Source organism: Mesorhizobium sp. M5C.F.Ca.IN.020.29.1.1 (genome assembly GCF_003997375.1).
Taxonomy (GTDB): domain Bacteria; phylum Pseudomonadota; class Alphaproteobacteria; order Rhizobiales; family Rhizobiaceae; genus Mesorhizobium; species Mesorhizobium wenxiniae.
This window is the reverse complement of the sequence record NZ_RZSW01000521.1, coordinates 1-4487: the sequence shown is the minus strand read 5'-3', so window position 1 is coordinate 4487 and position 4487 is coordinate 1. Positions and strand designations below refer to the sequence as shown.

Genomic DNA, 4487 nt, shown 5'->3' with positions numbered 1-4487 from the left:
CGCATTCCTTCTGCAGGGCGGCGATTGCGCCGAGAGTTTTGCCGAGCATGGCGCGGACAACATCCGCGACTTCTTCCGCGTCTTCCTGCAGATGTCTGTGGTGCTGACCTTTGCCGGCGCGCAGCCGGTGGTGAAGGTCGGCCGTGTCGCCGGCCAGTTCGCCAAGCCGCGCTCGTCCGACAACGAGACCAAGGGCGGCGTGACGCTGCCCAGCTATCGCGGCGACATCATCAACGGCATCGAGTTCGACGCCAAGTCGCGCATTCCCGATCCCGCACGCCAGGAAATGGCCTACCGCCAGTCGGCGGCGACGCTCAATCTTTTGCGCGCTTTCGCCCAGGGCGGCTACGCCAGCCTGGAGAACGTGCATCAATGGATGCTCGGCTTTGTATCGGATAGCCCGCAGGGCGAGAAATACGAGTCGCTCGCCAACCGCATCACCGAGACGATGGACTTCATGAAGGCTGTCGGCATCACCTCGGAGACCAATTACGCGCTGCGCGAGACCGACTTCTACACCAGCCACGAGGCGCTGCTGCTCGGATATGAGGAGGCGCTGACCCGCGTCGATTCGACCTCGGGCGACTGGTATACGACCTCCGGCCATATGATCTGGATCGGCGATCGCACGCGCCAGCCCGACCATGCCCATGTCGAATATTGCCGTGGCATCAAGAACCCGCTGGGCCTGAAATGCGGCCCGTCGCTGACGCCGGACGGCTTGTTGCAGCTCATCGACCTGCTCAATCCGGAGAACGAGCCCGGCCGGCTGACGCTGATAGCGCGCTTCGGCTCCGACAAGGTCGCCGACCATCTGCCGAAGCTGCTGCGCGCGGTGAAAAAAGAAGGCCGGAGCGTGGTGTGGTCGTCGGACCCGATGCATGGCAACACCATCGAGGCCGCCGGCTACAAGACGCGGCCGTTCGACCGCATCCTGAAGGAAGTTCAGACCTTCTTCGAGGTGCATCGTGCCGAAGGCACGCATCCGGGCGGCATCCATATCGAGATGACCGGCAAGAACGTCACCGAATGTACCGGTGGCGCCCGCGCCATCACAGCCGAGGAGCTGCAGGATCGCTACCACACCCATTGCGACCCGCGCCTCAACGCCGACCAGGCGATCGAGCTGGCATTCCTGGTCTCGGATCTGCTCAAGAAGAGCCACCCGGTCCAGCACAAGCAGGCCGTCAACGGCTGATTTCAGTCGCCATCGATCAACAAGCGCCGGAGAAATCCCCAGCTTCTGAGGAACCCGGACCACTTGGCGGCTCATCAGCGTCGGGTATCTCCGGGCTAACTGCCTTGGCTCTTGTCATATTCTTGAGTGCTCTGATCACTCTATGCCGTGGTTCCATGCGCTCATGAAAGCACTCGAACGACAATGATGCCGATCGTATCGTCCGAAAGGCGATCCTTCATATAAAGCACCTCCGCGCCTTCTCGCAGCGATCTCCATGGCAAATTTAGCGCAGCGCCACATTGGCGCTTTTGGGGTCGCGGTCGATTTCATAGCTGCAGTTCGAACACGCCCGCTTTGTGTCGCATTTGCTCGTGCGCGGCGGCGATAAAACTGGAATCCTGCTGCAATGCCGAGGATGGCGACTGGCTGGGGAGGCGAGATGGACGACACTCATATCGGGTCATGCCTGTGCGGAGCCGTGCGCTTCAAGACGCGGGGGCCATTGCGCGGCGTAATCTATTGTCACTGCTCGCAATGCCGGAAGCAGAGTGGTCACTTCTACGCTGCAACCAATGTCCCCGAAGGGAACATCACAATCTCAGGTGCCGAGAGCATCACTTGGTACGAAGCGTCTTCGTTTGCAAAGCGCGGCTTTTGCAAGACATGCGGCTCTCTGCTGTTCTGGAAGCCACGGCAAGATGCCTACATCTCGGTTATGGCGGGACTATTCGACGAGCCCACGGGACTTCAGGGGCAATGTCACATCTTCGTCGGCGACAAGGGCGACTACTACACGATCGACGATGGGCTGCCGCAGTTCGAGAAGTCGAAGCCGTCGATCAAGGTCGCGGATGAGTGAGAAGGTCGCCGACGAATGATTTTTGGAGAGATCGCCTTATTCCCTTGATCCGGCCATTGCGCTATCCCCTGCCGGTGATTCGGAAAGGTTTGGCATGCAGCGGCTGATCGACGCATTCTTCAATTCAGTGCGGGCATTTCGCAAATTGGCTTCCAGCGAAAAAGCCTTCCAGCAGGAGCTGATGCTGCTCGTGCTGGCGTTGCCGCTCGGCTGGTTTGTTTCGGTGTCGTGGCGCGGCTATGCGCTGTTGATCGGGGCGGTGCTGCTCCTGATCATGGTCGAAGTGCTGAACACCGGCATCGAGGCCGCGTGCGATGCGTTCAGCCGGGAATTCAACGTCGATATCCAGCTCGCCAAAGACTGCGGTTCGCTGGCGGTGCTGATTTCGGTGGTGATCGTTGCCGGCGTCTGGGGCATCGCCATCATCGAGCGAATCTTGGGGCTACCGATCTAATCCTCACCTCTTATATGACGGTTACCAAAGGAGACCGTCATGTCGGACACTACTGATTTTCTTCTGCTCGAGCGTGCCGGCCTGCCCGATGATTTGCGCTGGCTGACTGAGAAATATCCGCGCGAGATCTGGCAGGGGCATTCCAACATCCATGGCATCGCCACTATGTGGCTGCAGCGGCACGACATGTTCCGCGAGCTCGGCGGCATGCTGACCAACGGTATCGGCGACTATCACGAGGGCAGGCTGACGGGGCCGGAGTTCGCTCGCTGGTTCGCGCCGCGCCTCAACCATTTTCTCGGCAATCTCGACGGTCACCACAATGTCGAGGACCATCATTATTTCCCGGTATTCGCCAAAGCCGAGGTCCGGCTGAAGCGCGGCTTCGAGATTCTGGATGCCGATCATCACACCATCCATGAGGGGCTGGAGCGCAATGCCGAGACCGCGAACGCCTTCATCCGCACGCTTCAGGACAGCGAGGACAAGCAGCGCTTTGCCGCCGATGCCTATGCCGACCAGAACAGCCGGCTGATCGCCATGCTGACCCGGCACCTTGCCGATGAGGAAGACCTGATCATTCCGCTGATCCTTGATCGCGGCGATCGGACGCTCGGCATCGATTAGGATGTGTGGATATTCAGGTGATGCCGGCCTGCAAATGGCGGCTTCCTGTGCTTCCGGTGCTCACGTACCCAAAAGTACGCTGCGCTCCGGTTCTCGGAACCCACCTGTTTGGTCGCTTCGCGCCCGTCCTCGACTCCGACTCGGCCTGAGCTGAATCTCAACACATCCCGGAGCAAGGTGAGGTCAGGTTTGCTCGACCCTTACGTTTCCTTGCTACGCTCCTTTTTGGCAATGGTGTGAGCGATGAACGAGGCGAGGACCGCCGCTGCCAACCCAATCGCCAGGGCGATCAGCAATCGCTCGTGACGGGCCAACGCCTGGCCGACGATGCGCTCCGCGCCCAGCCCGAACACATAGCCGATGGTGGTGAACAATCCGGCCCAGATGATCGATGAAATGACGTTGAGAATGACAAAGCGCGTCACGGCAATGCCGGACAATCCGGCCGCGATGCCGCCGACAAGGCGCAGGCCGTAAATGAAGCGGTTCGACAGCACGAAAATGTCGGGATGGTTGGAGACGAGACGATAGGCGTGGCTGAAGCCTGGCCGACCTCTCAATTTGATCACAAGCGGATGATCGGCGAAGCTTCGTCCGAGGGTGAAGAAGAAAGTGTCGCCGACAAAGGCGCCGATGGAGGCCGCCAGAAACGCCTGCCACAGGACGAAGACATGCTGATGGGCGAAAAACCCGCCAAGGAGGGCGGCACTTTCGCCCTCGGCGACACAGCCCAGAAAGACGGCAATCAGCCCATATTGTTCGATGAGATTATGGATGGCATCCGTCATGGACGCGTCCGCTGCTTCGACAGAATCTCGTCGATGCGCTTCACCTGCTCGGCTAGCCGGGCGATCTCGTCGCGCATCCCGATGATCTGGCTGTGGCGCAGTTCGTCGAGCTTTTCATGCAGCGCCATGATCTCGATCTCGGCCTTGAGATTGACCTCGTAGTCGTGCGCGGCATCGATACGATCGCGCTCGGTCTGGCGGTTTTGCGCCATCATGATCACCGGCGCCTGCAGGGCCGCGACCATGGAAAGCACCAGGTTGAGGAAGATGAAGGGATAGGGATCGAAGGCGTCGCGCGTCAAAAGCCAGACATTGCCCCCCGTCCACAGGATCAGGAAAGCAATGAATGTCAGGATGAAGGACCACGAGCCGCCGATCCGGGCGATGGTGTCGGCCAGGCGGTCGCCAAACGTCTGATGAAAGGCGATAGCCTTGTTGGTATCCTTGGAGATCGTGGTGCGCTCGAGCGTTGATTGCAGCACCCGGTTTTCAGGTGCGTCCGGCTTTCGCTTCAGCCAACGGTTCGCCAGTTCCTCGATCGTCTTGTTCATCGTCGCCTCCGCCGTCAGCGATAGAGGT

General features: G+C 60.0%; 6 protein-coding genes. 4 read left to right on the top strand and 2 right to left on the bottom strand.

The window, feature by feature from the left end; genetic code table 11:
* The 4 genes from EOA85_RS28715 to EOA85_RS28700 form a co-directional block, all read left to right on the top strand.
* The coding region (locus EOA85_RS28715) for a 3-deoxy-7-phosphoheptulonate synthase class II (RefSeq protein WP_127212005.1) at positions 1–1198 on the top strand (1198 nt) is incomplete at its 5' end.
* A gap of 421 nt (positions 1199–1619) precedes the next feature.
* Entirely contained in the window at positions 1620–2039 is a 420-nt protein-coding gene (locus EOA85_RS28710) for a GFA family protein (protein ID WP_127212004.1), read from the top strand.
* 94 nt (positions 2040–2133) lie between these two features.
* Positions 2134–2493: a diacylglycerol kinase gene (locus EOA85_RS28705; protein WP_029352991.1), complete on the top strand. Its 360-nt coding sequence runs from the start codon at positions 2134–2136 to the stop codon at positions 2491–2493.
* Between the two features lie 39 nt (positions 2494–2532).
* Complete coding sequence (locus EOA85_RS28700; RefSeq protein WP_127212003.1) at positions 2533–3120, top strand: hemerythrin domain-containing protein; 588 nt, start codon at positions 2533–2535, stop codon at positions 3118–3120.
* A gap of 200 nt (positions 3121–3320) precedes the next feature.
* Here EOA85_RS28700 and EOA85_RS28695 read toward each other — a convergent pair whose 3' ends face one another.
* Both EOA85_RS28695 and EOA85_RS28690 read right to left on the bottom strand, forming a co-directional pair.
* Positions 3321–3908 (bottom strand): DedA family protein, encoded by a 588-nt coding sequence (locus tag EOA85_RS28695; protein ID WP_127212002.1) that lies wholly within the window; start codon positions 3906–3908, stop codon positions 3321–3323.
* Complete coding sequence (locus tag EOA85_RS28690; protein WP_127212001.1) at positions 3905–4459, bottom strand: DUF1003 domain-containing protein; 555 nt, start codon at positions 4457–4459, stop codon at positions 3905–3907. Before EOA85_RS28690 ends, EOA85_RS28695 begins: the two co-directional genes overlap by 4 nt.
* Between the last annotated feature and the right edge of the window lie 28 nt (positions 4460–4487).